Annotated in this window: 24 protein-coding genes and 1 riboswitch; of the genes, 12 read left to right on the top strand and 12 right to left on the bottom strand. The window is 63.8% G+C overall.

Annotation, left to right across the window (positions count from 1 at the left end; all coding sequences use genetic code 11):
* Positions 1-2 precede the first annotated feature (2 nt).
* Together AC0NIL_RS23315 and AC0NIL_RS23310 are read left to right on the top strand one after the other, a co-directional pair.
* Positions 3-1,280, top strand: coding sequence for a D-arabinono-1,4-lactone oxidase (locus AC0NIL_RS23315; protein ID WP_027163207.1), 1,278 nt, complete (start codon positions 3-5; stop codon positions 1,278-1,280).
* The gene (locus AC0NIL_RS23310) at positions 1,280-2,419 is read left to right on the top strand and encodes an alanine racemase (RefSeq protein ID WP_473573528.1); all 1,140 of its coding nucleotides are present in this window, start codon (positions 1,280-1,282) and stop codon (positions 2,417-2,419) included. The genes AC0NIL_RS23315 and AC0NIL_RS23310 overlap by 1 nt, the downstream gene beginning before the upstream one ends.
* Positions 2,420-2,424: 5 nt before the next feature.
* Here the strand turns inward: AC0NIL_RS23310 and AC0NIL_RS23305 are convergent, their stop codons facing one another.
* Positions 2,425-3,258, bottom strand: a complete 834-nt coding sequence (locus AC0NIL_RS23305; protein WP_027163209.1) for an AraC family transcriptional regulator — start codon at positions 3,256-3,258, stop codon at positions 2,425-2,427.
* A 235-nt stretch (positions 3,259-3,493) separates the two neighbouring features.
* Positions 3,494-3,700: riboswitch (cobalamin riboswitch) on the top strand.
* Between the two features lie 165 nt (positions 3,701-3,865).
* Between AC0NIL_RS23305 and AC0NIL_RS23300 the strand changes: the two genes are divergently transcribed.
* From AC0NIL_RS23300 to AC0NIL_RS23290, 3 genes are read left to right on the top strand one after another with little or no spacing between them, the layout of a single operon-like run.
* The gene (locus tag AC0NIL_RS23300) at positions 3,866-4,654 is read left to right on the top strand and encodes an ABC transporter ATP-binding protein (protein WP_024504856.1); all 789 of its coding nucleotides are present in this window, start codon (positions 3,866-3,868) and stop codon (positions 4,652-4,654) included.
* 49 nt (positions 4,655-4,703) lie between these two features.
* On the top strand, positions 4,704-5,651 hold the full coding sequence (locus AC0NIL_RS23295) for an ABC transporter substrate-binding protein (RefSeq protein WP_473573525.1): 948 nt from the start codon (positions 4,704-4,706) through the stop codon (positions 5,649-5,651).
* Positions 5,652-5,680: 29 nt separating this feature from the next.
* Positions 5,681-6,667 carry a FecCD family ABC transporter permease gene (locus tag AC0NIL_RS23290; RefSeq protein WP_081714386.1) on the top strand — a complete coding sequence of 329 codons (987 nt, stop codon included), beginning with the start codon at positions 5,681-5,683 and terminating at the stop codon, positions 6,665-6,667.
* Between the two features lie 25 nt (positions 6,668-6,692).
* Here AC0NIL_RS23290 and AC0NIL_RS23285 read toward each other — a convergent pair whose 3' ends face one another.
* From AC0NIL_RS23285 to AC0NIL_RS23260, 6 genes are read right to left on the bottom strand one after another with little or no spacing between them, the layout of a single operon-like run.
* A complete protein-coding gene (locus AC0NIL_RS23285; protein WP_027163212.1) occupies positions 6,693-7,628 on the bottom strand; it encodes a phosphatidate cytidylyltransferase in 936 nt (311 codons plus the stop codon).
* On the bottom strand, positions 7,628-8,290 hold the full coding sequence (locus tag AC0NIL_RS23280) for a lysophospholipid acyltransferase family protein (protein WP_013532377.1): 663 nt from the start codon (positions 8,288-8,290) through the stop codon (positions 7,628-7,630). Before AC0NIL_RS23280 ends, AC0NIL_RS23285 begins: the two co-directional genes overlap by 1 nt.
* A complete protein-coding gene (locus tag AC0NIL_RS23275; RefSeq protein ID WP_013532376.1) occupies positions 8,287-8,730 on the bottom strand; it encodes a hypothetical protein in 444 nt (147 codons plus the stop codon). The genes AC0NIL_RS23280 and AC0NIL_RS23275 overlap by 4 nt, the downstream gene beginning before the upstream one ends.
* Entirely contained in the window at positions 8,727-10,052 is a 1,326-nt protein-coding gene (locus AC0NIL_RS23270; RefSeq protein WP_275954753.1) for a phosphatase PAP2/dual specificity phosphatase family protein, read from the bottom strand. The genes AC0NIL_RS23275 and AC0NIL_RS23270 overlap by 4 nt, the downstream gene beginning before the upstream one ends.
* 5 nt (positions 10,053-10,057) lie before the next feature.
* Positions 10,058-11,842, bottom strand: coding sequence for a bifunctional alpha/beta hydrolase/class I SAM-dependent methyltransferase (locus AC0NIL_RS23265; RefSeq protein WP_473573537.1), 1,785 nt, complete (start codon positions 11,840-11,842; stop codon positions 10,058-10,060).
* A gap of 51 nt (positions 11,843-11,893) precedes the next feature.
* Positions 11,894-12,502 carry a CDP-alcohol phosphatidyltransferase family protein gene (locus AC0NIL_RS23260; RefSeq protein WP_275954751.1) on the bottom strand — a complete coding sequence of 203 codons (609 nt, stop codon included), beginning with the start codon at positions 12,500-12,502 and terminating at the stop codon, positions 11,894-11,896.
* Between the two features lie 195 nt (positions 12,503-12,697).
* Between AC0NIL_RS23260 and AC0NIL_RS23255 the strand changes: the two genes are divergently transcribed.
* From AC0NIL_RS23255 to AC0NIL_RS23245, 3 genes are all read left to right on the top strand, one after another.
* Positions 12,698-13,177: a MarR family winged helix-turn-helix transcriptional regulator gene (locus tag AC0NIL_RS23255; RefSeq protein WP_013532372.1), complete on the top strand. Its 480-nt coding sequence runs from the start codon at positions 12,698-12,700 to the stop codon at positions 13,175-13,177.
* Positions 13,174-14,355: an HlyD family secretion protein gene (locus AC0NIL_RS23250; protein ID WP_013532371.1), complete on the top strand. Its 1,182-nt coding sequence runs from the start codon at positions 13,174-13,176 to the stop codon at positions 14,353-14,355. Before AC0NIL_RS23255 ends, AC0NIL_RS23250 begins: the two co-directional genes overlap by 4 nt.
* 305 nt (positions 14,356-14,660) lie before the next feature.
* A complete protein-coding gene (locus AC0NIL_RS23245; protein WP_013532370.1) occupies positions 14,661-16,193 on the top strand; it encodes a DHA2 family efflux MFS transporter permease subunit in 1,533 nt (510 codons plus the stop codon).
* A 49-nt stretch (positions 16,194-16,242) separates the two neighbouring features.
* On the opposite strand, the gene AC0NIL_RS23240 is transcribed toward AC0NIL_RS23245, so the two are convergent.
* Together AC0NIL_RS23240 and AC0NIL_RS23235 are read right to left on the bottom strand one after the other, a co-directional pair.
* A complete protein-coding gene (locus AC0NIL_RS23240; protein WP_032899511.1) occupies positions 16,243-16,752 on the bottom strand; it encodes a CAP domain-containing protein in 510 nt (169 codons plus the stop codon).
* 252 nt (positions 16,753-17,004) lie between these two features.
* Positions 17,005-18,228, bottom strand: a complete 1,224-nt coding sequence (locus AC0NIL_RS23235) for a TadE/TadG family type IV pilus assembly protein (RefSeq protein WP_027163217.1) — start codon at positions 18,226-18,228, stop codon at positions 17,005-17,007.
* Positions 18,229-18,528: 300 nt separating this feature from the next.
* Here AC0NIL_RS23235 and AC0NIL_RS23230 point away from each other — a divergent pair, with 300 nt between their 5' ends.
* Complete coding sequence (locus tag AC0NIL_RS23230) at positions 18,529-19,353, top strand: DUF2189 domain-containing protein (protein WP_063173641.1); 825 nt, start codon at positions 18,529-18,531, stop codon at positions 19,351-19,353.
* Positions 19,354-19,361: 8 nt separating this feature from the next.
* Here AC0NIL_RS23230 and AC0NIL_RS23225 read toward each other — a convergent pair whose 3' ends face one another.
* Both AC0NIL_RS23225 and AC0NIL_RS23220 read right to left on the bottom strand, forming a co-directional pair.
* Positions 19,362-19,994 (bottom strand): LysE family translocator, encoded by a 633-nt coding sequence (locus tag AC0NIL_RS23225; protein ID WP_127366966.1) that lies wholly within the window; start codon positions 19,992-19,994, stop codon positions 19,362-19,364.
* Between the two features lie 131 nt (positions 19,995-20,125).
* The gene (locus AC0NIL_RS23220; protein WP_206523607.1) at positions 20,126-22,111 is read right to left on the bottom strand and encodes a TadE/TadG family type IV pilus assembly protein; all 1,986 of its coding nucleotides are present in this window, start codon (positions 22,109-22,111) and stop codon (positions 20,126-20,128) included.
* 230 nt (positions 22,112-22,341) lie between these two features.
* Between AC0NIL_RS23220 and AC0NIL_RS23215 the strand changes: the two genes are divergently transcribed.
* Together AC0NIL_RS23215 and AC0NIL_RS23210 are read left to right on the top strand one after the other, a co-directional pair.
* Positions 22,342-23,202 carry a TIGR01459 family HAD-type hydrolase gene (locus AC0NIL_RS23215; protein WP_063170199.1) on the top strand — a complete coding sequence of 287 codons (861 nt, stop codon included), beginning with the start codon at positions 22,342-22,344 and terminating at the stop codon, positions 23,200-23,202.
* 6 nt (positions 23,203-23,208) lie between these two features.
* Positions 23,209-24,189 carry a bifunctional riboflavin kinase/FAD synthetase gene (locus AC0NIL_RS23210; protein ID WP_473573520.1) on the top strand — a complete coding sequence of 327 codons (981 nt, stop codon included), beginning with the start codon at positions 23,209-23,211 and terminating at the stop codon, positions 24,187-24,189.
* A gap of 1 nt (position 24,190) precedes the next feature.
* On the opposite strand, the gene AC0NIL_RS23205 is transcribed toward AC0NIL_RS23210, so the two are convergent.
* Positions 24,191-24,745 (bottom strand): HdeD family acid-resistance protein, encoded by a 555-nt coding sequence (locus AC0NIL_RS23205; protein ID WP_013532362.1) that lies wholly within the window; start codon positions 24,743-24,745, stop codon positions 24,191-24,193.
* Positions 24,746-24,939: 194 nt separating this feature from the next.
* Here AC0NIL_RS23205 and AC0NIL_RS23200 point away from each other — a divergent pair, with 194 nt between their 5' ends.
* A complete protein-coding gene (locus tag AC0NIL_RS23200; protein ID WP_024504841.1) occupies positions 24,940-25,746 on the top strand; it encodes a MipA/OmpV family protein in 807 nt (268 codons plus the stop codon).
* Positions 25,747-25,882 lie beyond the last annotated feature (136 nt).

Raw genomic sequence — 25,882 nt, 5'->3', positions numbered from 1 at the left:
GCATGTCGAACACCTGGAGCAACTGGTCGGGCTTCGTAAGTGCCGAGCCCAAGCTGATCGCCAGCCCCGGCGATGTCGGTGAACTCGGTGATCTCGTCCGGACCGCGCCTGGCCCGGTGCGCGTGGCCGGCGCCGGTCATTCCTTCACACCGCTGGTGAAATCGCAGGGCACGATCCTGTCCCTGGAGAGACTGGAAGGGCTGGTCTCGCACGACGCGCAAAAACATCAGGCGCGGGTGCGGGCAGGGACCCGGCTCGGCCCGCTCATGCACATCCTGCAAGGCATTGGCCAGGGCCTGCCCAACATGGGCGATATCGACCGCCAGGCGATCGGCGGCGCGCTGGGCACAGCCACGCACGGCTCGGGACCGACGCTCGGCGCCTATCACACGCAGCTGGAGACGGTGCAGATCGTCGACGGGCTTGGCAAGGTCCGCGACTTCAAGCGGGCAGGGGATCGGGACATGATCCACGCCATCGGTGTTGCGCTCGGCGCTTTCGGCGTGCTCACCGAAGTGACGCTGAACAACATCGCGACCTACCGGTTGCGCCGCCGCAAATATGTGCTGCCGATCACCGAGATGCTGCGTGATTTCGAGGCGATGATGGCCGCGCATCGCTCGGCCGAATTCTACTACATTCCGTTTTCCGGCTATGCGCAGTTCATCGCCAGCGATTTCAGCGATGCCGCACCCACCACGCGGCCGCCGGAAGAGGACGAGGCGGGTTTGAGGACACTGCGCAGGCTGCGCACTTCACTTGCCTGGCTGCCATCGCTGCGTGGCCGCCTGATCCGATCGGCGGCCGCCAAATTTCCCGCCGAGGACTACGTGCAGGACTGGCTCAACGTCTATGCCAGCGACCGGCAGACCAAGTTCAACGAGATGGAATATCATTTGCCGTTCGAGGAAGGGCCGAAGGCGCTGGCCGAGATCATCGAGCTGACCGAGAAGCGCTTTCCCGAGGTCTATTTCCCGATGGAGGTGCGCTCGGTCGCGCCGGACCAGTTCTGGCTTTCGCCATTCTACAACAGGCTGACCTGCTCCATCGCCATCCACCATGACGCCGCGAACGATCCTTTGCCGTTCATGCGGGCGGCAGAGCCGATCTTTCGCAGATATGGCGGCCGGCCGCATTGGGGCAAGATGCATAGCCTCAAGGCGGCGGAGCTGAAAAAGCTCTACCCGCGCTGGGACGATGCCATGGCGGCGCGCCGCGACATCGATCCGGAAAACCGCTTCGTGTCGCCCTACATGGCCGGCCTGTTCGGCATCGAATGATGAGCACCTATTTTTCCACCCTCTCGGATGCGCTGAAGACCGCCGGCATCTTCCGACCCTGCCTGCTGCTCGACCGCGATCGGCTGGACGGAAACATTGCCCTGGTAAAAAGGAGGCTGGATCCCGGCCTGGCCGTGCGGCTGGTCGACAAATCGCTCGCCTGCCTGCCGCTGCTTGCGCATATAGGCAAGGCGCTTCGCCATGAGCGCTTCATGACCTTCCACCCGCCGATCAGCGAGGCGGTGCTGAAGGCGTTTCCGGATGCCGATCTGCTCTACGGCAAGCCGATGCCGATCGGTGCGGCAAGGGCTGCGCTGGTGAAGGGTGATGCCGACTGGTCGCGTGTCTGCTGGCTGATCGACAGCGAGGAGAGACTGGCGGAATACGGTGCTCTCGCTGACGAACTCGGCATCGGCCTGCGCATCGCTTTCGAGATCGATGTCGGGCTGCATCGCGGCGGCTTTGCTGATCCCGCGGCCTTGTCGAAGGCGTTGAGCGCGTTGCCGGCCCGGCTGCATTGCGAAGGCGTCATGGCCTACGAGGCGCATGCACCGCTCATTCCCGGCCTTTTCGGCGGACCGGCAAAGGCATTGGCGGAGGCGTCGGCGCAGGCTGCGGCGTTCGTCGCCTGTCTCGGCGCCGACCAGCGCCGTATCCTCAACATCGGCGGCAGCAAGACCGCGCTGCTTCATCGTGGCGGCGCGGCCAATGAAGTGTCGATGGGCTCGGCCTTCGTGCTGCCCAGCGACTTCGATACGCCAGGCCTCGACGGCTTCCAGCCGGCGGCTTTCATCGCCACGCCGATCCTGAAAGTGGTCGAGCCGATGCTGCCTGGCCCGCCGGCCGTCACCCGCCTGCTGCAGGCGCTCGGCCGGTTTCCGCGCAAGGGCTGCTATCTCTATGGCGGCAAGTGGATGGCCGAGCCGGTCTTCCCCCAAGGCATGAAGACGAACGGCCTGCTCGGCCTGTCCTCCAACCAGCAATTCATGGGCTTGCCCGCCGATGCGACCGCAAGGACAGGCGACTACGCGTTTCTAAGGCCGACGCAGAGCGAGGCCGTGCTGCAGCAATTCGGGTCGATCGCCGTGTTTTCCGGCGGAAAGGTCATCGATCGCTGGCCGGCGCTGCCGATGGCGTGATCGAGCTACGCCTTCACCGGTACCCAGATCTCCAGGCCGCCATTGCCGCTGTGGGCATCGAACTCCGGTCCATAGCGCTCGAATTCCGGTGCATCCGCGATTTCGTGACCGGAGGCGGGCAGCCAGCTGTTCCAGATCGTGTTGATCGTCCGGCGGATGGATGAGATGTGCTCGCGGTGCGAGAACACCGCATATTTCTGCGCCGGCACCCGCACCCGATAGAAGTCCTTCGGCAGATCCGCAAAGCCGGACACTTCGACGCCGACGACATAGTCGAAATTGCCCGCGTCGTCGCCATTAAGGCACACGCCGTAGAAAACGCCTGAGATCTCGCCGGGGATGTTGCCGATAAAGGGTGCAAAACGCTGCCACTGCATCGGAATCCCGGCGCTGGTTTCACAGCTGTAGCGTTCGCCGAGGCCGGCGATCAGGAACGGCCGGCTGGTCTCGAAGCGCGGTGGTTCGAGATTGGTGAGGAGGGACTGGTCCATCAGGATCGGCTCCACGAGGTCGAGGTTGTTGGTCGAGCCTTGCGCGCGCACCAGTTCCGGCGTGGTGCCGAACTGATCGCGGAAGGCACGGGTGAACGCCTCATGCGAGTTGTAGCCGGCGTCGAGCGCGACGACGAGGATGTCGGGCGCTCCGCCGGCCAGCTTGCGCGCCGCCTCGGTCAGCCGGCGTGAGCGCATGTAACCCATCACCGAGCGGCCGGTTGCGGCGCCGAAGGCGCGCGTCACATGAAAACGCGACACGCCGCTGCTTTGCGCGACATCGTCAAGCGAGATCGCCTCCGGCAGATGGCTCTCGACGAACCACAGCGCTTTCTCGGTCGGGTTCATGGGGCTCCTTTTCGCATTGGCCGGATCATCTTGGCGTTTCCTGGCGCGGCCAGTTTGATCGAAATTGCGCATTCCGTGCAATCTGCGCCGATCCCATGGGCTTTCGCTTGACAGCGGGCCGCGTCATCTCCTAAGAATGTTATGTTATTACATAAAATGAGCGTGCAATGCCTGTTTCCCTTAGCTGGCCCACCACTTCGTCCGAGAAATCCATTGCGAAGCGTTTGGTGGAAATCTACGCTGAAGTGGTGATGGTCCCCGAGCCGAAAGGCGAGGGGTGAAAAGGGAACACGGTGAGGCCTGTTCAGGTCGAGGCCGTGGCTGCCCCCGCAACTGTAAGCGGCGAGCAAAATCCGTGAATGCCACTGGCCGGCAAGGCTGGGAAGGCAGGATGGCGCAACGACCCGCGAGCCAGGAGACCTGCCATCACTGAGTTGACCGGACGGGGTGTGCCGGGAGGAAACGCGAATCCCGGCCTTGTCGGCCGGTTCGCCAGCTTCCTTCCGTCGCCAGTTTTGGAAAGTGACGGAAAGTTGGACGGCTCCATCGATCATCGCATCACCATGCGCACGCTTTGCCGTCCCCGCAATCCGGCGGGCTGCAGCCGATGAGCGCAGCGCTTCTCGAAGCCCATGACCTCTGTGCCATGGCGAATGGGCGGAATCTGGTCCAGGCGGTCAGCTTCTCGGTGGCCGCTGGCGATCGCCTTGCCATCATCGGTCCCAACGGCGCCGGCAAGACGACGCTGCTGCGCATGCTGTCGGGCATGCTGCGGCCAAGTTCCGGCGAGGTGAAGCTTGGCGGACGCGGGCTGGACAGGATTTCGGCCGCCGAGCGGGCGTTGCATATCGCCGTTGTCGGCCAGACCGACCAGCCCGATCCGCGGCTGGCGGTGATCGATTATGTCGAGCTTGGCCGGGTCCCGCACGCCGGACTGAGGCGCAGGAGCGAGGAACGCGACATTGTCGTCAATGCGCTGCGCCGGACCGGCCTGCTGCCGCTGCTTGGCCGCACCGTCGGCTCGCTGTCGGGCGGCGAGCGCCAGCGCGCCCAACTGGCGCGCGCCATCGCCCAGCAGCCCAAAATCCTGTTCCTCGACGAACCGACCAACCATCTGGACCCGCGCGCCCGCGGCGAACTGCTCGACCTCGTGGCAGGCTTCGAGATGACGGTGATCGCGGTGCTGCACGATCTGGCGCTGGTAGCACCCTTCGCCACCAGGGTTGCGGTGATGAATCATGCCCGCCTGCAAGCGCTCGCCGCACCGCGCGAAGCGCTGGCCCAACAGCTGATCCGCGAGATTTTCGGCATCGATGTGCTGCGCCTGCGCCATCCGACCGAGGATCGAGAGTTGACGGTGTTCGAGGTTCCGAACCGTGCCGCGCCGCCGTCGTGATTGAAGCCGTTCCATAGTCGACCCGATCCCACCCACAAGGAGCATACCCGTGAAACGCCTCGCTTTTTCGCTTGCCGTCTCGCTGCTGACCTCGACCGCCTTCGCCTTCCCGGTAACCGTCGACAGCTGCGGCAAGCCGCTGACCTTCGACGCGCCGCCGAAGCGCGCTGTCATCCATGATCTGAACATGGCCGAGATGGCTTTCGCGCTGAAATTGCAGCCGTCAATCGTCGGCCTGACCGGCATCACCGGATGGTACAAGGTCGGTCCCGAATTCAAGGCAGAGCAGGGTTCGATCCCGGAGCTGGCGCCGAAATATCCGACGCTCGAAAACCTCGTGGCCGTGGAGCCGGATTTCTTCTTCGCCGGCTGGTACTACGGCATGAAGCCGGGTGGCGAGGTGACGCCCGACACGCTTGCCCCGCACGGCATCAAGACGCTGGTTCTGGCGGAAAGCTGCGTCCATCTCGACAAGAGGCGCCCCGCCGCCTCGATGGACCTGCTCTACGGCGACGTCGAAAAGCTGGGCAAGATCTTCGGCAAGGAGACAGAGGCGGAAAAGCTTGTCTCTGGCTGGAAGGCGCAGCTCGCCGACATCACCGCCAAGGTCGGCAGCGCCAAGGGCACGCGGGTGTTCCTCTACGATTCCGGCGAGGACAAGCCGTTCACCGCAGGCAAGTTCGCCATCCCCAGCGCCATGATCACTGCCGCCGGCGGCGACAACATCATGGCTGACATGGACACCAGCTGGGGCAACACGGATTGGGAAACGGTGGCGTCGCGCAATCCGCAATTCCTCATCCTGCTCGATTACCAGGACGGTGGCGGCTACAGGAAGCTGCTCGACTTCCTGAAGGCGCATCCGGCCATGAAGGAGACCGACGCGGTCAAGAACGAGCGCTTCGTTGCCCTCCGCTACGCCGAGCTGATGCCTGGACCCGCCAACATCGAAGCGATCGACAAGATCGCCAAGGCCATGCACCCGGAAGCATTTTGAGCTTGCGCCATCCGGCATTTGCGTTGGCCATGCTGGCGGGAGCGGCGGCGATCGCCGCTCTCGCTCTGCTGTCGATCGCCTATGGCTCGACGCTGATCCCGCTGGCCGACGTTGTAGCAGCGCTTGGCCGCGCAATCGGCTTAGGCGGGCACGACGTGTCCGGGCCGGTCGGCAAGATCGTCGTCGATCTGCGGCTGCCGCGCACGATCCTGGCCATCTGCGTCGGCGCGGGCCTCGGCGTCGTCGGCGCGCTGCTGCAGACAGTGACCCGCAACGATCTCGCCGATCCGTTCCTGTTCGGCCTGTCGTCGGGCGCCGCCGCCGGTGCTGTTTCCGTCATCACCGTCTTCGGCGACAGCTTTGGCATCTGGACGTTGCCGGTCGCGGCCTTCACCGGCGGCATATTGGCCGCCGGCGTCGTCCTGCTGCTGGTCGCGCGGGTGAGGGGCCAAGGGCCGGAGCGGCTGATCCTCGCCGGCCTTGCCGTGTCCTTCATGTTCACCGCCTTGACCAACTACCTGGTCTTTGCCGGCGACCAGCGCGCCGCCCACTCCGTGTTGTTCTGGACGATGGGCGGCCTTGGCCTGGCGCGCTGGGACAATATCTGGTTGGGCGCGCTGGGTGCGGGCACCATTCTGGCTTACGCGCTGTGGAACCACCGCCGGCTCGATGCCTTCCTGGCCGGCGAAAACGCCGCCGAAAGCCTTGGCGTGCCAGTGGCGCGCATGCGCCGAATGACGTTTCTCGTCGCCGCCTTCTCGACGGCGATCCTGGTCTCTGTCGCCGGGGTCATCGGCTTCGTCGGGCTGATGATCCCGCATCTGTCGCGGCCGCTGGCAGGCCCCTTGCATCTGCGCCTGGTTGCCAGCTGCGCCGTCTTCGGCGCGGTGCTTTTGCTGGCCAGCGATCTTCTGGCCCGAACGCTGCTGCCGCCGCAGGAACTGCCGATCGGCATCATCACCAGCTCGGTCGGTGCGTTCTTCGTCGTCACCATGCTGATCCGCAACCGGCTTTGAGCGCGTTTGGCAACCGGTCGCCGGATCACACGGTCCAGAAATAGCGCACGATGTGGAAGAACACCGGGGCGGCGAAGACCAGGCTGTCGGTGCGGTCCATCATGCCGCCATGGCCTTCGATGAGATGGCCCCAGTCCTTGACGCCCTGGTCGCGCTTGATGGCCGAGGCGACCAGCCCGCCTAGGAATCCCATCGAGCAGGCGACGAAGGCCACGGCTGCCGCCTGCAGCGGCGAGAAGGGCGTCACGAACGACAACAGCGCGCCGAGCAGGCTCGCCGACACCAATCCGCCGATCAGCCCTTCCCAGGTTTTCGACGGCGAGACGTTCGGCGAAAACCGGTGTTTACCAAACAGCTTGCCGAAGATGTACTGCAGCACGTCGCTGCCTTGCACGACGATGATCAGGAAGGCGATCAGCAGCAAGGTGCGGCCTTCGAAGCCTGGCACGTCGAGTGTCAGCAGGGCGGGGACGTGGCTGACGCAATAGACCGAGATCATCACCGCCCATTGCTGCGCGGCGATCCGCTCGAGGAAGCGTTCGGTGTCGCCATGCAGCGCCGTGATGGCCGGCATCAAGAGGAAGCAGTAGACCGGAATGAAGATGACGAAGAGCCCATACCAGGCGGTCCACACCAGCCAGTACTGAAACGGGATGATGATGCCGAACATGCCGAGCAGCACCCAATGGTCGCTGCGGCGCGTATGCGTCAGCGTCACGAATTCGCGCAGCGCGGCGAAGGAAATCAGCGCAAACAGGATGGTCATCCCGTAACGGCCGAAGAAGAAGGCGACCGTCATCAGCGCCACCATCACCCACCAGGCGTTGATGCGCTGCGTGAGATTGACAAGCGTCGAGCTCAGCGGCTTCGGCGCTCGCGCCGAAAGGATGGTGGCGACGATGCTGGCGGTGGTCAAAACCGCCAGCAGGCCGATGATCAGGATGGAGATCTCGTGGCGCATCAATCGTCTCGCTCGGGACGCGGGTTGAGCGCCAGAAGCGCGGCGTGGGCGCGCTCGAGAAAGGCGCGGCGTTCTTCGCCCGGGCCAACCGCGACAGGCGCGCCGAAAACGACGCGGCACAGCAGCGGCACCGGCAGGAACTGGCCCTTGGGCAGCACGCGCGACATGTTCTCGATCCAGCACGGGATCAGCTCGACCTCAGGCCGCGCCGTCGACAGATTGTAGAGCCCGGAGCGGAACGCCAGCAGCGGCTCGTCTGTCATGTTGCGGGTGCCCTCGGGAAACAGGATAAGCGAGTGCCCTTGGTCGAGAACCGACAGCATGATCTCGATGGGGTTTTCCTCAGGTCTCGTCCATTGCCGGTTGATGAGCACGGACGACAACATGTCCTGCGCGATGAAGCGGCGCAGCCGCGACTTCCCCCAATATTCGCCTGCGGCAACAGCATGGGTGATCGCGCGCTCCCTTTCGCTGAGACAGGCCGACAAAAGGATGAAGTCGCCATGGCTGGTGTGATTGGCGAAATAGATGCGCTGCCGCTCGGAGGGCAGGCTGCCGTTCCAGATCGGCCGCACCCCGGTCACCATCCGGGCCAGAGCCGACAGGCCGACGGAGGTTACCGTCTGCAGCAAGGTGAAGGTCTTGAGCGAAAGCTTGTTCATCGCGGCGCCCAAAACCCTGCCGCCAGAAGCGCTGCGGCGAACAGAGCCAGGGCAGCGCGCTGCTTGAACAGCAAGCGGCTTGTGCCGGCCATGCGGTCATCGAGCAAGCGTGTCGCGAACGGAGCCGGTTTCAGGCGCATGCGCGCCAACATGTCATCTACCGCGGCACCGCCGGAAGCTTCGTCGTCATGGCTCGCCATCAGTCGGAACAGCAGCGCGTCGAATGCCAGCAATGCCGACAGCGCCAGCACCGCAACCGCGCTCGCGGCGGCGATCGACAAAGCGATGGCCGCGGGCAAGGTCTCGAAGGCACCGCGCGCCGACGCGGCTAGAGGCGCAAGGACATTTGCGGCCAGCACGATTGCGGCCGGCCACGCGGCCTGTCGCATCAGCATGCCGGCGAAGCGGTCGGTGCGGTCCTGATAGGTATTGCCTGTCATGACGCCGCCCGCCCAGTGGCCTCTGCAAGGTGGACCGGCCGGCCGGCGGCCGCGAGCATCTCGCGGGCGAGCGTCGGCGTCCCGGCCCTGCCGGTCGCCACCAGCCATTCGGCGACGACGCCGGCGCTGCGCTGGAAGCCGAGCGCGCAGCACACCAGGACGGTGCCGTCGCGGCGTGCATTCTCCAGCGCGCCGGCTGCCTGTTGCCGTATCGCCAGTGGCGGCGGCAACAGGTCGATCATCGGAAAGCTGATCCAGCGGCAATCGGTTGTCGCCGGCTTTTCGAGTTCGGCGGCGAGGTCGATGACCGTGCCGAAGCTGTTGGCCTCGCTTGCCGTGGGAAAGCGCCCGAGAAAGACACCTTCGGCAATCGCCACCTGGGGGGCAAGATTGCGCGTCCAGGCCCATATGTTTGCCCTGGCGCCGAGGCGATAAGGCAAGAGCAGGACACGGCTTGCAAGCGTGATGCTGCCATCGGCGGATTTCTGGAACACCTTTTCGCCTGCGCCAGCATAGGCGAAGGCGACGATGGCCAGCGCCAGCGCCGGCCAAAGCAGGAAGAGCGCGACAGCGCAAAGGAAGGCACCGAGCGCGGCACCGGCCAGCGCGAGGACGGCGCCCAGCGCGTAGAACCGCGCCAGCCGCCGCGCTTTCGCATCGTTGGTCAGCCGGAAGCCCGCAAACGGCAATGCGCCGCTACGCGGAAACAGCCACAGCGCAAAGAACCCGAGCAGCGCGCCGGTCGGGATGTCGATGAAGTGATGCTGCCAGGTCGTCAGCACCGAGGCGCCGATGAGGAAGCTCCAGCCATGCCAGAGCGGCAGGAGCAACCCGCCGAGCCGGTGGCGCCAATGATCCCAGATGATCGCCAAAAGGGCGATGTGCAGCGAGGGTGCCTGGTTGAACGGCTTGTCGAAACCGCCGAGCACGGCAAACAGGAAGCCCGGCAGGCCGGTCGTCGCCGGTCGCACGAATGTAGCGGTCAGCGGGAACAGAATGAAGCTGATAACGGCGACGATTTGCGCGGTGAGATAGCGTCCGGCCAGACGGTCGACCCCTTGCCTGTCGTTGTTGAGCAGCAGCGACAGGCCGTAGAACAGGTTGATCGACCAATAGGGCACGATGGTCCAGGCGACGAACGGGATGCCGTGCTCCCACGAGAACACGATACTGCCGACATCGTCGCGCCGCGACGCCAGCCAGTTGGCGAAGCCGTAGCTGAGATAGAAGAACGGCGCCAGGAAGGCCAGCCACAGGGCTGCCCTGACGACCACCCGGCTATAGGGTTCGGCACGCGCCACGGATGCAGGCGATGACACCATGCTGCTCAGCGGCGCCGCGCGAGCGAGACGGTGAAGATGCCCCATTGGTCGATGCGCTGGTCGAGCTTTTCGAAACCGGCGGCTTCGACGAGCTGGTCCATTTCGCCTTGCGTGCGCCGGCGCATCACCCAGGCCTCGCCGCCGCGATGCGAGGTCAGGCTGCGGGCGATCATCTCGAGCTGCGGGTGCCAAGGCTGGTTGGTGTAGAGCAACAGGCTGCCCGGCTGCATGGCGCTGGCCAATCCACCGAGCGAGCGGGCGATCATCGCATTGTCCGAGAATAGCTCGTAGAGGCCGGAAACGATGGCGAGGTCCGGCGCCGGATCGGCGTTGGCGAGCATGTCGGCATCGAAAGCGTCGGCGCGCTGGAACGTGACGTCAGCCGGCAATTGCCGCTCCGTGATCAGCTTGCGGCCAAGCTGCACGTTGAGGTCGGAATAATCCTGCAGACGCACGCTCGCCGGCTGGTCGGGGCTCTTCACGATGGCATCGAGAACATAGCGGCCGTGGCCGGCGGCGATGTCGAGAATATGCACTGGCCGGCCAGTGGCCTTGAGCGTTGCCAGGCAAGAGCCGATCAGTTCTTCGAGATGCAGCTTGCGCTGGCGGATGCCGCGCCAGCCGATGGCTTCCAGGAAGACACGGTCGACGACGCGGCCAAGGGGCGTAAGGCCGCGTGCGTCGTTTTCGTAGACATAATCCAGCGTCGAGCCGGAATCGAAGCCGGTGGCAATGCCGGTCTTCATGCCTTGGGAAACCCAGGCGCCCATGCGGATGGAGGCGCGGCTGAATGCCCAATAGAGACCCTTTGGCGACATCAAAGCGAGCGGTGAAGCAAGCCGGTCGGCCTCGTCGCGTGTGTAGCCGGCAATGTCCGCTTGCTTCAGGTCGACCGGCGCATCCGGTGCCGCGAACTGCCTGGCCAGGAACGGCCGGATCAGGTCGAGGGCCTTTGCCCGGTCGCGTTCGCCCAGCGTGTCGTGGAAGAAGCCCGGCAGCACATGACGTTCCTTGATGCGGCTGCCGAGATTGACGAAGAACTCGTGCTGCGGGCCGTGGCGCACGACCCAATCGCTGCCCGAAAGCAGAAGCTGCGTCGGCGCGGTGATGGCGCGGGCGTCCGCAACGATGCGGGCTGCATGCTGGTAGAGTTCGACCAGGATGTTGGAAGCGATCGGCCGCGTGATCAGTGGATCGCTCTCGAAAGAGGCGATTCGCACGGGATCATGGGTCAGGAATTTCGCCTTGACGTAGGAATTGACGAAGAAGCGGCCCTTGATCTTCTGCCAGAGCGCTATGCCCTCCTTGGCGAAGGGCACGTAGAGTTTTACCGAGAAGGCCGGTGAGGCCAGCACCATGGCGCGCAGCTTCGGCGCATAGTCATGCACCCAGGCGGCGGCCAGAACGGCGCCGAAGGACTGCGCGATCAGCGCGATATCGCGCGTGGCGAAGCCATCCCTTTCAGCGATCTCGCGCATGAAGCAGTCGATGTCGCGCACCAGCGCCGAGAAGGACGGGGCATAGCCGCGCTCGCCGGACGAACGGCCATTGCCGCGGGCATCCCAGGCATAGAAGGCGTGGCCCGGCATCCGCAATTCATCGACGAGATGGGCCATGCGGCCGCCATGCTCGTGGCCGCGATGGAAGAGCACCACCGCGCCTTTGGCATCGGCCGAAGCCGCCGGCCAGAATCGGTAGAAGATCTCCGTCCCGTCATGGCTGCGGAAGACCCGCTCCTGCGCTTGCCGCGCAAGGCTTTCCGTGGCCGCGGCGGCGACCGGTTCGTGCATCATGGTCTTTCCCTCTGGCGGCCCCACTGGCGGCATGGCGAGCCTCGATGCTCAGCTGGCGCTGCCAATAAGCCCGGCGCGTATCCGGTTTATGGCGGTCAGCAGCGAAAGCGTTGCCATGGCCGGAAACACAAATGGCGCGATCGATACCGGCCACAGCCCTGGGGCGCACAGCACGGCGACGACGCCGAGCGCCAGCGCCCTGTCGCTCTTGCCGAACGGCCCGGCATAGTTGCGGCCGATCTTGGCGGCGATGCCGAGCACGCCGGCAAACTCGGTCAGCACCGCCGATATTGCGAAGGCGACGACGCCCCATGCGCCAAATTCCGGAAAGACGGCAAAAGGCAAGATCAGCGCGAGGTCCGAAACGACGTCGCACAACTCGTTCAGATACATGCCGAGCGTCGAGGCTTGGCCATGCTCGCGCGCCAGCATGCCGTCCACGGCATTCAGCGCCATGCGCACGAACATCACCACGGGGATAAGCAACAGCAGCCAGCGCCATTCATGCCGGATCGCAATGGCCGCGCCGGCGACTATCGACATCGCGGCCGCCAGGATGGTTATGCTGTTTGCGGTGACCCCGATGGCCGCCAGCCGATTGACCAGCGGCCGCAGTCGACCCTGGAAGGCCGGCTTGAGAGCGTAAAGCGTCGGCATTGCGTTGATCCCCCGATCCTGTTCAGCGGCTGTACATCAATATGCCAGACGCGACCAGCGGAGAGGCGGCGCGGCCATCATGCGTTCGCAAATCGATAACCATGATTGGCCCGGCAAAGCTGTCATGCACATTTGTCGGCTTTGTGTGCACTGCGGCACCTTGAATAGTGAGCACGCTTATTATATATCCTGCTCATGGTTTCCGATGGCATCGACAGATTGGGCTTCTTGATCCACGACGTGCAGCGCCTGATGCGCAAGCGCTTCGAGGCGAGGGCCAGTGGCTTGGGGCTTTCTTCGGCGCAATGGCGGCTTCTGGTCCGCGTTGCCAAGGAAGACGGTGTCGCGCAGGCGCGGCTGGCCGAACTTCTCGAAATCGAGCCGATCAGCGTTTCGCGCCTGGTCGATCGCATGGAGGAGGGAGGCTGGATCGAGCGTCGTTCCGACGCTGCCGATCGCCGCGTCCGCATGATCTTCCTGACGCCCAAGGCAAGCGATGCCTACGCCGTGATCAAGAGCATTGCCGGAGAAGTCTATGAGGAATCGCTGGTCGGCGTGAAACCGGAAGCCCGTCGCGTCCTCGTCGAGGGACTTGAGGCGATGGTCCGCAACCTGACCGACGACGAGACGCCGTCCATTGAAAAAGTGAAGAACACAGAGGGCGCAGCAGCATGAACGCGGTAGCCAAGATAGACGAGAAAGTGACCGAACTGGAAATGGAAGCGCCGGCGCAGCCGGCCGCGGCCCCGGCAACCGTTGCTCCCCCGGTGCAGCCGGCTCCGGCGCCGGTGAAGAAAAAGCGCCGGCTGGGCCGCTTCCTGCTCATGGTCGCGCTGCCTGCGGCATTGGCTGTTGGCGGCGGCTATGTCTGGGTTACCGGCGGCCGTTATCAGGAGACCGAGAACGCCAATCTGCAGCAGGCCAAGGTGTCGATCGCTTCCGACACGGCCGGCCGCATCGTCAAGGTCGACATCTTCGATAACCAGCTGGTCAAGCAGGGTGACGAGCTGTTTGCCATCGACCCCGAGCCCTACCGGATCGCGTTGGCGCAGGCCGACGCGGCGGTGGCGGGCGCGCGTCTCAATGTCGAGCAGTTGCGCGCCGCCTATGGCCAGTCGATGGCTCAGCAGAAGTCCGATGCCAGCCAGGTCGCCTTCGCCCAGTCGCAGTTCGACCGCGCCGCCGATCTTGCCCAGAAGGGCATCAACGCCAAATCGTCGCTGGACGAAGCCAAGAACGATCTCGACAAGGCCAAGCAGCAGCTCGCCGTTGCCGAGCAAGGCATCATCAGCGCCAAGGCAGCCCTTGGCGGCAATCCCGACATCGAAACCGACAAGCATCCGACCGTGATGGCCGCGCTCGCCGCGCGCGACAAGGCCGCCTACGACCTGGCGCAGACCACGGTCAAGGCGCCGGCTGACGGCATCGTCAGCCAGGCCTCGTCGTTCAAGGTCGGCCAGTATGTCGGTTCCGGCACGCCGCTGTTTTCGCTGGTCGAGACCGGCGACACCTGGATCGATGCCAATTTCAAGGAAACGCAGCTCACCCACATGAAGCCCGGCCAGAAGGCCGAGATCGTGGTCGACACCTATCCGGGGCGCACCTTCGAGGCGACGGTCAAGGCGATCGGCGCCGGCACGGGAGCCGAGTTCTCGCTGCTGCCGGCCCAGAATGCCACCGGCAACTGGGTCAAGGTCACACAGCGCATCCCGGTTCGTCTCGAACTGACCGATGCGGACGCCAAGATGGCGTTGCGCACCGGCATGAGCGCCACCGTTACCGTCGACACCGGCGTGGCGCGTGGCCTGCCTTCGATCTTCGGTCACGCCACGGCCGGCGAGGCCGCGCAGTAACGTCAACAGAATGCCGCAGGACCAGCGGCGGAGGTGAATAGCAGGATTGGTCTGATGGGAGGAGCTGGAAGGATCAGCGTTTGGGCACGCCGCACAGCGGCCTGGCCGAAGTCTGAAATCTCCGACGCGGACCCGTCGGTCCTCATGTTTCCGGGCGGCAGGCATCCGCTGATCAGAGACTTTCAGTCGATGTAACCCCCACATCGACAATCGCGTCCCACCGCGACGAGGGTCTCTCAACGGAAGGCGTTGCCGCCCGGAAACCCCTTGTACACGTTTTTGTTACCTGCTGGAAGTTCCACGCCATGAGCACGCCCGAACCCTTCAAAGAAGTGCCGCATCGCGGCCTGATCACGGTCGCGCTCATGTTGGCGACGATCATGCAGGCGCTCGACACGACGATCGCCAACGTCGCGCTGCCGACCATGACCGGCGATCTCGGCGCCTCGCCTGACAACATCAACTGGGTGCTGACCTCCTACATCGTTGCCGCCGCCATCATGACGCCGGTCACCGGCTGGCTGGCCGATCGCTTCGGCCGCAAGGAACTGTTCCTGACGGCGGTGGTCGGCTTCACCGTGTTTTCGATGCTGTGCGGCATCGCCTGGAGCCTGGAGACCATGGTGTTCTTCCGGCTGATGCAAGGCGTGTTCGGCGCCGCGATCGTGCCTCTGTCGCAGACCTTCCTGCTCGACATCAATCCCAGGGAACGCCATGGCCAGGCGATGGCCATCTGGGGCGCCGGCATCATGCTGGGTCCGATTCTGGGCCCGACACTCGGTGGCTGGCTGACCGAGAATTTCAACTGGCGTTGGGTGTTCTTCATCAATCTGCCGGTCGGCATCGTCGCCTTTCTCGGTATGGCCGCTTATTTGCCGGCTATCGCGCGGCGCGTGCGCGGCTTCGATTTCTTCGGCTTCGCCATGATATCGCTCGGCGTCGGCGCGCTTCAGCTGCTGCTCGACCGCGGCGGCGAGGTCGACTGGTTTTCCTCGGTCGAGATCTGGATCGAACTTGGTCTTTCGCTCACCGGCTTCTGGGTGTTCATCATTCACACCATGACGGCCGAGCACCCCTTCATCGATCCCAAGATCTTCCTCGACCGCAATTTCGTGACCGGACTGGCATTCATCTTCGTCATGGGTGTGCTCATCCTGGCGAGCATGTCGCTGCTGCCGCCGATGCTGTCGACCATCTTCGGCTATCCGACCGTCACCATCGGCATCGTCATGGGGCCACGCGGCGTCGGCACCATGATTTCGATGCTCGTCGTCGGGCGGCTCATGAGCAGGATTGACGCCAGGATCCTCGTCGTCATCGGCTTCCTGCTGACCGCGCAGTCGCTCTACACCATGTCCAGCTTCACCCCGCAGATGGACAATTGGCTGATCATCAGCTCCGGCGTCATCCAGGGCCTGGGCATGGGGATGGTGTTCGTGCCGCTGTCGACCGTCGCCTTCGCCACGCTTGACGTGCGCTTCCGCACCGATGCCACGGCTCTGTTCAGCCTGGTGCGCAATCTTGGCTCGTCGATCGGCGTGTCGGTCGTGACGGTGTTGATGGTGCGCAACACGCAGATCAACCATGCCGAGCTTTCGGCCTTCATCAATCCGTTCAACCCCAATCTGTGGGCTGTCTCGCCGGCTGCCGCAGGCGGCGACCCAACGGCGCTCTCGCAGGTCGATCGCATGGTCAATCTCCAGGCCATGATGATCTCCTACGTCAACGACTTCAAAATACTCATGGTGATGACGCTGCTTGCCATCCCGTTTGTTTTCCTGCTGCGCAAGCCGAAGCAGGCGCCAGCCGGCGGCGCGCCGGCGGCGCATATGGACTAGCTTTCCATCAAATCGTCTTGGGGGTGGCGCACCGAACCGGCACGTTTTCCTATTTTCCGAGCACGAGGCTCCAGTAACGGAGCTTGCTGTCGCTGCCGTCGCGCACATAGGCAAGGCCGAAGCGTGTGAAGCGCGGGTCGAGCATGTTGCGGCGATGGCCTGGTGAATGCACCCAGATGTCGAACAGCTTCTCGAGGTCGAAACGACCCTCGGCGATGTTCTCCGCCGCGGCACCGGAAATTCGATTGTCCCTGACGCGCGAGGCGAAATCCTTGCCCCAGCCGGTGGTGTGGCTCATGCGGCGGCGCTGCGCCATGTAGCCTGCCTGCTGCAGGGCGGCCTGTTCGAGCTGCCGGTCGGGGACCAGCGGCGCGAGCCCGGCCGAGGCGCGGATGCTGGCCAGCGTGCTGGTGGCGGAGGAGGAGACCCCGGCGCCTTCACCGGTTGGCAGTGAAACGGTGCTGCAGGCGGCGAGCCCCGCCAGGGCTGCGAGGCCGGTCAGCACCATGCGCCTGTTCAGCTTCGGGATCGGGTGGGTTTCGATTTTCGCTATGGTCATGCCCCTGAGATAATGGCGATCATGGCTTTTGCCGGGCAGGGCGGCGAAAAATCGAAGAGGGGGCGACAGACTGACGCTGGCCGGTATAACGCTGATCGGCGTGGCATGCTGGGCGGAATTTCACCAGGCGATCGACGGCGCTGCCTATCCCAGGCTGGCCGGATTGCGCCTCGCATCGAAACCGATCCGGCCGTGCGTTACCGCCATTTTTCTCAACGCTACCGCTGGCGCCGCCGCACGTCAGGTTGTCTCTCATTTCACCAGAGTGATCATCCGATCGGCATACATTGTGCGATTTCCAAGCGCCGCCGCGCAGTCCGACTTGACGGAAGAGTTCCCGGTCATCTGTATCGTATTGCCGACAAGCCTGAGACAGTCGCCCTGGGCGCTCATATCAGAGTTGCCGGCGTAGGAAATGGGCGCGTCCGGCGCGTAGATGAAACCGCTGAGCACGGAATTTGCGCCACCATTCAATGTCAGGGCAGACGTGTTGCCGTGATCCTGGAAAATGGTGATGCCAGCATAAGGGCCGCTCGTGGGCGGGGAAAGGTTCACCTTCTCATTGGCATTTATGTAGATCTGAGCGCTTTCCATGAGGAAAATGGTCACGCCCTGGCCAGTCAGGCTGCCGTTTCCCCCTGGCTTTATGGTGGTGCCGCGCATGATGTAGACGCCCGGATTAAGCGTGATGTTCCCCGATAATGTCTTGTCGCAATAAGTGCCGGGCGACAGCGTGTAGGTTTTGCCGTTCGGGACAGGCAAACACAATGTGTAAGGGGGAGGAACGACGTCGGCCAATGGATCAAAGGACGCGTACCTATGTTCGTGCGGCGTTCCGCAGGCGAGACTGGCGCTGGGTGGCAACAGCCCGCTGGTGCCACCGACGGTTGAGACACAGCCGGCCGAAACCAGTGCGGAACCACCCCTGTTGACGGAATCCGACGCGTCCGAGTTCGCCGCGATCACGCAATTGTCCATCGAGACGTTGGTCGAGCCCTGCAGGTTCACGGCGGCGGACGCATGCGGATCGAGCGCCAGCACGCAGGCCTGTGCGCCAGGTTTTATCTTGACCGAGGCCGAGCGGTAGGCCTGCCAGGGGGCCGAGGCGCTGATGAAGCTTGGGCGGCTTATGCTGGACGACAGCGAGATAAAGTAGGCGCTTGGACTGCCGCTTGCCGTTGCCGCGAAAGCGGAGACGCTGCCCAAATATTCCTGCTGGTCGGCCGCGCTCATATTGGCGGCGAAGAACTGCAGCCCAAGCTGCTGGACATCGCCAGCCGCCATATCGGGAGAGAACTTCGTGCCGATGGCGAGCCCAGCCGCGTCCAGCGAGTTCTGGAGTTGCGAGGCGTCATGGCTCGTGCCGATCAGATCGACGGCGCCGGCCAAACCAATCATTATTGGCAGCATAGCGAAGGCGGTCGTTATGGCAAAGTTGCCGCGCTCCGAAGACCAGAAGGCTTTCAATGCGAACATAGTCCCTCGCCGAAACTCGTAAAGCTCAGGTGATACGCCAGGGATCCCTACGAGTAATTTAAGTAAATGCTAAAATGCGTAAATGCTAAAATGCAGCACAATGATTGGCCAAAACGAAGGTCTGCCAAGGTACGCCATATGAGAGGCCATACGGAGAGTTGAACACAACGAGGAGTTGCTCCCCAGGCCATTGACCCGGCGACAATCGCCGCCAACTCTGCTATCATGCTTCTCGATCTTGAAGTGGCAGCTCTGGCGGCCATCCAGGCGGTGACCGCCCCGACACACGGGAGGAAGGTTATGGCCGGCTTTCATGTCATGGCGGACGCACGTGGAATGCATGTGCAGCCGGCGGTGCGCCGCATCGCCACGTCGGACCTTTGGGATGCGTTGCGTCTCGGGTTCGAGGATTTCTGGGCAAAACCATCGCACTACGTGTTCCTATGCCTGATCTATCCCATCGTCGGCCTGATCCTGACGCAGTGGACGTCCGGCGCCAATGCCATCCAGCTCATCTATCCCCTGATGTCGGGTTTCGCGCTGGTCGGGCCGTTTGCGGCGCTCGGTCTTTACGAGATCAGCCGCCGGCGCGAGCTCGGCATGAACACCTCCTGGCGGCACGCGTTTGATGTCCGGCGCTCGTCCGCGATCCCGTCGATCGCCGTCATCGGCGTCATGCTGGTGGCGCTGTTCCTGTTGTGGCTCTACACCGCGCAATCGATCTACACTGGCCTGTTCGGAGACCAGCCGCCGGCCTCGATCGGCGGCTTCATCCGCGACGTGCTGACCACCAGTAAGGGCTGGACGCTGATCCTTGCCGGTAATGCCGCGGGCTTTGTCTTTGCCGTAATCGTGCTGGCCACCACTGTGGTTGCCTTCCCGCTGCTGCTCGACCGCGACGTCGGCGCCGTCTCAGCCATCGAGACCTCGGCCCGGGCGGTGATGGCCAACCCGCTGCAAATGGCGCTGTGGGGCTTGCTGGTCGCCGTGCTTCTGGTGATCGGTTCGATCCCGCTGTTTGCCGGGCTCGCCGTCGTCATGCCGGTGCTCGGCCATGCCACCTGGCATCTCTACCGCAAGGTGGTCGAGCCGGAGCGGGCACAGCAGATAAGGCGACCGATGTAGGCTAGCTCTCAGCGCTGCGCGTCGGTCGCCATCTTCAGCGCGAGAGCCGCCAGCACGGTTCCCATCATCCAGCGCTGGATGACCAGCCACGAGGGCCGTCCGGCGAGGAAGGTGGCGATTGAACCGGCCGTCACCGCGATGACGGCATTGACGCTGAGGCTGATCGAGATCTGTGTCGCGCCGAGCACCAGGAGCTGCGACAGGACGTGACCCTTGCCGGGGCTGATGAATTGCGGCAACAGCGACAGATAGAGCACGGCCACCTTCGGATTGAGCAGATTGGTCATCAGGCCCATGGCGAAAAGCTTGCGCGGCCGGTCCCTCGGCAATTCGCGCACTTCGAATGGCGAGCGTCCGCCCGGCTTCACCGCCTGCCAGGCCAGCCACAGGAGATAGAGCACGCCGGCAAAGCGCAGCGCATCATAGGCGTAGGGCACGGCGAGCAGCAGCGCGGTGATGCCGAATGCCGCCGCCAGTACATAGAAGACAAAGCCGAGCGCCACGCCGCCAAGCGAGATGAGCCCCGCCTTCGGCCCCTGCGACAGGGAACGCGAGATCAAATAGATCATGTTGGGGCCAGGCGTCAGCACCATGCCGAGGCAGACCAGCGCGAAGGCGAGATGATTGGCTGTTTCGGGCATCTGTTCTTCCCCAGCGCGCCGCGAATGGACGCGCGATCCGGCAGGCGGCCAAGATGTGCCTGTCCCGGGAGGCGCGCGCAAGTGCATGGCGGCGCCAGCCGTTGTTCCAGCCAGCCCCCGAAGCCTGAGGATCAGCCGACGATGCGCAGGTTCGACAATTCGTTGCCGATTTCCTTGAAATCGTTCGACAAGCTGGCGCCGGTGGCATTCCAGAACAGTTTTGCCGGCTTGCTCGCGTCCGTTGGATCCTTGCGGAAGCGCGAGTTCGACGAGCAGGATTTCAGCGCCTCGATCGCCTGCTGATCGGCGGTTTTGGTCGTCGACAGGTCGAGCGCCACCGTCATCACCATGATATTGGCTGCCTTGGCGTTGTTGCAAAGCGTCGCCACCTGCTCGTTGAGCGCGTTGGTGTAGTTGCCGTTCGAATAGTCGAACTGGCCAATGGCGCTCGATGTGCCCATGAACAGGCGGCCCACCGAAGTGCCGTTGTAGCCTGGGTTGAGATAGCCGAAGGACGCATAGGTCGATTTCGAATCGGCGGGGTCGGAATGGCTGAGCGAGGACGGCGTGTAGTAGGTATTGGCGCCGTCGGTCAGCACGATGACGACCTTGTCGTTGCCTCTTTCGGTTTCCGGGCGGCCTTGCGTGAACGGCTCGCCGCTCGAAACCACCCGCCAACCCCAGGCCATGCCTTCGGGAACATTGGTGCCGCCATCGGGCTTCATCAGGTCGATCGCGGCCTTGATCGCGGTAAGCCCAGTGGTAACGCTGACATCGGTCAGCGGCGTGATCGGGTTGGTGGAGCAGCTGTAGTTCGGCCCGTTGCCGGCGGCCAGCGCCGGCGCATTGATCGGCCTCGGTTGGAAATATTTGGACATGTTGCGCAGCCGGGATTGGCCGGTGCTGCTCGTCGGATCGTCATTCCACCAGCTGTTGATGGCGCCATAGGTCGTCGGCGCGGCCTCGTCGGGATCCTGGGTGAGCCTCCAATGGTTGCCGGGTTCGTCCGGGGCGAACATCGGCACAAACATCGTCGCCGGATCGCCGACCCCTATGCCGGTGTTCGCCGAGCCGCCGGAAGGCGCCGCGTCGTTGACATTGTAGGGATAAGGCCTGGCCTCGACGCAGCCCTGCCAACTGGCGAACGGGCCATAGGTGTCGATGTAGTCGTATTCGTCGTGGTCGCGTTTGCAGGTGTTGTTCGGGTTGTATTCGTCGCACACCACGCGCTTGCTGTTGACGACACGCTCATGGTTGGTGACGACCTTCATGTCGCGATAGAGCGAAAACCGGGTCAGCATCTGGCCTTCGTCGGTTCCCCATCCGGTGCCGCGCTTGTACCAGATGCCGTTGGTCTGCTGGGCGTATTTGTCGGCTGCGTTCAGCGTCGACCAGTCGAAATTCTCGTTCGATACCGGCGACAGGCCTTCGGTATCCATCCAGGGCGCATTGCCGTTGCCGGGCCCGACATTGACCGAGGCGGCAAACGGCACGAGGCCGAACTGCACCGGCCTGTCGACCTGCTTGATCATCGCCGCCTGCTGGGCCAGCGTGTCGACCAGCTGTTTGGCCGCGGTCTTGAGAAGGTCGATGCGCGTTTGCCCCGAGCCCGTTCCGGTCTTGGTCATCGACCCGGAATTGTCGAGTACCAGGGCGACTTCAAGAGTGTTCTTCAGCCGCACTTCCGAGGTGATGTTGAAGCTGATCCTCTGGTTGGCGTCGGTTTCGGATTTGCCGACGAGCTGGCCGAAGACCGGATAGAAATAGGGCTTGTAGTCCAGCCGCGCGGTCATCTTGAGCAAGCCGCCGCCGGTGGTGTTGCTTGGCAAGGTAACGGTGAGCGTCGTATTGGCGGGATTGATCTTGTTGAGGTTGGCATTGAAGAAGTCGAGCGCATAGGCCCGCAACTGGTCGTCGGTGGCACCCTCCGTCAGCCGGCGCGCCGTGGCGAAGTTTGCGGCATCGAGCGCGTTCGAAACTGCCTGTTTTTCGCGGCTCATCTCGGTGAAGTCGACGGCCATTGCCAGGGCGCCCATCAGCGGAACCATCGCGACGACCGTCATAAGAGCATAGTTGCCGCGTTGGTCGCGGCAGAACTGACGCCAAAGTCCATGCATGTCTTGGAGCGGCCCCCGCCGGCGGATTCTCGATCGACGCCAGCTTTCCACAAAACGCTGAAGGCCGGGTTTGGCAAATCGCTCTATTGCCGGGGCAGCGCTTCACCAACCGCTAACCAATCGTGCCTGGCGAAAGCTGGTGACAGGCCGGAATGGTTCGGCTAATCCGAACCGGCTGCGGCGAACCGTCTGTCGTGGCGGTCGCAACGATCATGACTGAAGGAAACGGCATGGCGGATTCGCCTGAAATCATCGGCTCGCTCGAAGACGTGTCGAAGGCCTATTCGGCAATCCTGTGCGACGTCTGGGGCGTGGTCCATAATGGCGAAACGCATTTCCCTGTGGCGGCCTCCGCATTGGCAAGGGCTCGAGAGGCGAAAATCCCCGTCGTCCTGATCACCAATTCGCCGCGCAGAAGTGCCGATGTCGTGGCGCAGATGAACGCGATCGGTGTTCCACCGTCAGCCTACGACCGGGTGGTTACCTCAGGCGACGTGACCCGGGATCTGATCGCCGAAGGGCCGCGCAAGATTTTCCATATCGGCGCCGACCGCGACTTCACCCTCTATGAAGGTCTCGACGTCGAGCTTGTCGAGGAGTTCGAGGCGTCCGGCGTCGTCTGCACCGGCCTGTTCGACGACGAGGTCGAGAAGCCCGAGGATTACGCGGAGCTCCTGCGGCGGCTGCGCGCCAGGAACCTGCCTTTCATCTGCGCAAATCCCGACATCGTGGTCGAACGTGGCGAACGCATCATCTGGTGTGCCGGCGCGCTGGCGCGTGACTATGCCCAGCTCGGCGGCCGCACATTGATCGCTGGAAAACCTTACGCGCCGATCTACAATCTCGCGATGAAGGAGGTTGCCGAGATTCTTGGCCAGCCGGTCGAGCGCGGCCAGGTGCTGGCCATCGGCGACGGCATGATGACCGATGTGAAGGGCGCCGCCGACAATGGCTTCGATGTTCTTTATGTCTCCGGCGGTATCCATGCCCGCGACTATGGCGATGCCCTGCAACCGGATCCGGCAAGATTGGCGGCCTTCCTGGAAAAGCATGGCTATGGTCCGGTGGCCGTCATTCCCAGACTTCGGTAGGTGACGATGGCAGCCTTCCAGCGCATCCTGGCAACCGCGCCGCTTCCCGCCGACCTGCGCGGCGGCGTCGTGGCAATCGGCAATTTCGATGGCGTCCATCGCGGCCATCAGGCGGTGCTCGAGCGAGCCTCGGCGGAGGCAGGACGGCGCGGCGTGCCGGCCCTGGTGCTGACATTCGAACCGCATCCGCGCAAGATCTTCAGGCCTGATATCCCGTTGTTCGTGCTGACGCCGCCGCCGATGAAGGCGCGGCTGCTGTCGCTGCTGGGCTTTGCCGCACTCGTCGAACAACCGTTCACGCGCGACTTCGCCTCGCTGTCGGCGGAAGCGTTCGTGACGGATGTGCTGGAAACGAACCTCGGCATTACTCACGCCGTGACCGGGTTCGACTTCCATTTCGGCAAGGATCGTCAGGGCGGCCCGGCCTACCTGATGGCGGCCGGCGAACGTCACGGCTTCGGCGTCACGCTCGTCGACGCGTTCCGGGACGAGGGCGCCGAGGTGGTGTCGTCCAGCCGTATCCGCGGATTGCTGGGCGAGGGCGAGGTGGCTGAAGCCGCCGGACTGCTCGGTTACCGGTTCACCGTCGAAAGCGAGGTGGTCGGCGGACAGCAGCTCGGCCGCACCCTTGGCTTTCCGACTGCCAACATGAGGCTTTCGGCTGAAGCCGCACTCAAGGAGGGCATCTATGCCGTCCGCTTCCGCCGCGCCGACGGCACGCTTCACGACGGCGTCGCCAGCTTTGGCCGACGCCCGACAGTCGACGACAACGGCGCGCCGCTGCTGGAAACCTTTGTCTTCGATTTCTCTGGTGACCTCTATGGCGAGGTTTGTCAGGTTTCCTTCTTCGGTTTCCTGCGTCCGGAGGTGAAGTTCGGGGGGCTCGACGCGCTGGTCGCGCAGATGAAGCGCGATGAAGCCGAGGCACGCGCGCTGCTTGCCGGCGTCAGGCCGCTCTCCGACCTCGACGCTGCGATGGCATTTTAAGCTACTTCTTCAGTGCCAGGCCAACGGCGATGAAGGTCCAGCCCTGGAAGATCAGATCGATCGCCAGGAACAGACCGAGCACCCACAGGCTGTTGACCGGCCAGCCCATGGCGATGATCAGGCCCGCAAGCGCGGTGATGACACCGGCAGCGACGATCCAGCCCCAGCCGCGTTCCGGCCGATGGCTGTAGCCGACCCAGGCCCTGAGCACCCCTGACGCGACCAGCGCAATCGCCAGCAGGAATGTCAGCACCGCCGAGGCAAGCAGCGGATTGCCGAAAGCGAAGAAGCCGGCAACGGCGTACAGCAGTCCGCTGAGCAGCCAGTAGAAGAAGCGGCTCCAGGTCTTGACGCCGAACGCGTGCACGATCTCGATGATGCCCGCCATCAGCATCAGCCATCCCACGACGTAGACGGAAGCCACCGTGGCGACGAACAGGTTGGCGAAGGCAATGCCGCCGAAGATGAGCAGCAGCACACCGAGCGCGACAAACCATCCCCATTTTGTCCGTGTCTGTTCGATCGCGATTTTCAGGGCGTCGCCATGCAGGGTCATTGTCGCGGTCTCCATCGAGGGCTGCGGAATACTGCGGATGGAAGGTAATCCGGGCGCGGGCCAACGTCCAGTCGATGACCGGCAGCGGCATCGCGGCAAAGCGCGAGCGTATGTCTCGGGTTTAAATCAAATTTTACCAAACGGCCGTCAAAGCTGTCATCGGTAGTCATATGCGTTGTGTTAGTGGAGTGGCCATGAGTCCGGTCGGAAGAATCTCTCTGGTGTTGGCCGCTGCGGTGCTGGGCGGGGCGGGCGCCGCCAATGCGGGCGAGGGCAGCTGGCTGTCCGGCGACTGGTATCTGACCGTTGGCGCCACCGGCCTGGTCGCGCCCAATTTCGAGGGCGGCAGGAAATACATGCTGAGCGCCCAGCCCATCATCTCATTGGGCAAGGCTGGACCGGCGGCACGCTTTGTCTCGCGCAACGACAACATCTCGTTGGCGCTGGTCGACGATGGCGGTGTCCGCGCCGGCCTGACCGGCAAGTTCCTGTTTTCCCGCGACGACGACAACGCCGATGAACTGAAGGGCCTCGATCCGGTGCGCTGGGGCGGCGAAGTCGGCGGCTTCTTCGAATTCTATCCGACGGACTGGCTGCGCGCCCGCGCCGAGCTGCGCCACGGCATTCGCGCCCACAACGGCTTTGTCGCCGACATCGCCGCCGATGCCTTCTACGACGTGACGCCGACCGTCAGGATTTCGGGAGGACCGCGTGTTTCCTTCGCCTCGGGCAACTATTTCGACGCCTATTATGGCGTCAACGCGCAGGAAGCGGTGGCCTCCGGCCTGAGCGAATACCATCCCGGTGGCGGGCTGAAATCGACCGGCCTTGGCGGCGCCATAACCTGGAAGGTGACCGAGCCGATGACCGCCAGCCTGTTTGGCGAATATTCGCGCCTGATGGGACCGGCGGCCGATTCCAGCCTGGTCAAGGAGCGTGGCGACCGCAACCAGTTCACGGTCGGCGTGTCGACCACCTACCGCTTCGATTTCACGATGTAGGTGAATCGAACGAGAGACGCTTTATTCCTGCCGTGGCTTCGGCTAAAAGCCCAGCCATGACCAGCTTTTCGCGCCTTTTCGCGATCGCGATACGAATTACAGGCCCGGTGTTCCGGGTGGCCTGAGCGCCGCCGGA

The organism is Mesorhizobium sp. WSM1343, from assembly GCF_055901535.1.
The sequence above is the reverse complement of the archived record's forward strand: the minus strand, read 5'-3'. Positions and strand labels throughout refer to the sequence as shown.

Coding starts and splice junctions, on each gene's coding strand:
- AC0NIL_RS23315 (WP_027163207.1), top strand. CDS start 3: ATGTCGAACACCTGGAGCAACTGGTCGGGCTTCGTAAGTGCCGAGCCC.
- AC0NIL_RS23310 (WP_473573528.1), top strand. CDS start 1,280: ATGAGCACCTATTTTTCCACCCTCTCGGATGCGCTGAAGACCGCCGGC.
- AC0NIL_RS23305 (WP_027163209.1), bottom strand. CDS start 3,258: ATGAACCCGACCGAGAAAGCGCTGTGGTTCGTCGAGAGCCATCTGCCG.
- AC0NIL_RS23300 (WP_024504856.1), top strand. CDS start 3,866: ATGAGCGCAGCGCTTCTCGAAGCCCATGACCTCTGTGCCATGGCGAAT.
- AC0NIL_RS23290 (WP_081714386.1), top strand. CDS start 5,681: ATGCTGGCGGGAGCGGCGGCGATCGCCGCTCTCGCTCTGCTGTCGATC.
- AC0NIL_RS23285 (WP_027163212.1), bottom strand. CDS start 7,628: ATGCGCCACGAGATCTCCATCCTGATCATCGGCCTGCTGGCGGTTTTG.
- AC0NIL_RS23280 (WP_013532377.1), bottom strand. CDS start 8,290: ATGAACAAGCTTTCGCTCAAGACCTTCACCTTGCTGCAGACGGTAACC.
- AC0NIL_RS23275 (WP_013532376.1), bottom strand. CDS start 8,730: ATGACAGGCAATACCTATCAGGACCGCACCGACCGCTTCGCCGGCATG.
- AC0NIL_RS23270 (WP_275954753.1), bottom strand. CDS start 10,052: ATGGTGTCATCGCCTGCATCCGTGGCGCGTGCCGAACCCTATAGCCGG.
- AC0NIL_RS23265 (WP_473573537.1), bottom strand. CDS start 11,842: ATGCACGAACCGGTCGCCGCCGCGGCCACGGAAAGCCTTGCGCGGCAA.
- AC0NIL_RS23260 (WP_275954751.1), bottom strand. CDS start 12,502: ATGCCGACGCTTTACGCTCTCAAGCCGGCCTTCCAGGGTCGACTGCGG.
- AC0NIL_RS23255 (WP_013532372.1), top strand. CDS start 12,698: ATGGTTTCCGATGGCATCGACAGATTGGGCTTCTTGATCCACGACGTG.
- AC0NIL_RS23250 (WP_013532371.1), top strand. CDS start 13,174: ATGAACGCGGTAGCCAAGATAGACGAGAAAGTGACCGAACTGGAAATG.
- AC0NIL_RS23245 (WP_013532370.1), top strand. CDS start 14,661: ATGAGCACGCCCGAACCCTTCAAAGAAGTGCCGCATCGCGGCCTGATC.
- AC0NIL_RS23240 (WP_032899511.1), bottom strand. CDS start 16,752: ATGACCATAGCGAAAATCGAAACCCACCCGATCCCGAAGCTGAACAGG.
- AC0NIL_RS23235 (WP_027163217.1), bottom strand. CDS start 18,228: ATGTTCGCATTGAAAGCCTTCTGGTCTTCGGAGCGCGGCAACTTTGCC.
- AC0NIL_RS23230 (WP_063173641.1), top strand. CDS start 18,529: ATGGCCGGCTTTCATGTCATGGCGGACGCACGTGGAATGCATGTGCAG.
- AC0NIL_RS23225 (WP_127366966.1), bottom strand. CDS start 19,994: ATGCCCGAAACAGCCAATCATCTCGCCTTCGCGCTGGTCTGCCTCGGC.
- AC0NIL_RS23220 (WP_206523607.1), bottom strand. CDS start 22,111: ATGCATGGACTTTGGCGTCAGTTCTGCCGCGACCAACGCGGCAACTAT.
- AC0NIL_RS23215 (WP_063170199.1), top strand. CDS start 22,342: ATGGCGGATTCGCCTGAAATCATCGGCTCGCTCGAAGACGTGTCGAAG.
- AC0NIL_RS23210 (WP_473573520.1), top strand. CDS start 23,209: ATGGCAGCCTTCCAGCGCATCCTGGCAACCGCGCCGCTTCCCGCCGAC.
- AC0NIL_RS23205 (WP_013532362.1), bottom strand. CDS start 24,745: ATGACCCTGCATGGCGACGCCCTGAAAATCGCGATCGAACAGACACGG.
- AC0NIL_RS23200 (WP_024504841.1), top strand. CDS start 24,940: ATGAGTCCGGTCGGAAGAATCTCTCTGGTGTTGGCCGCTGCGGTGCTG.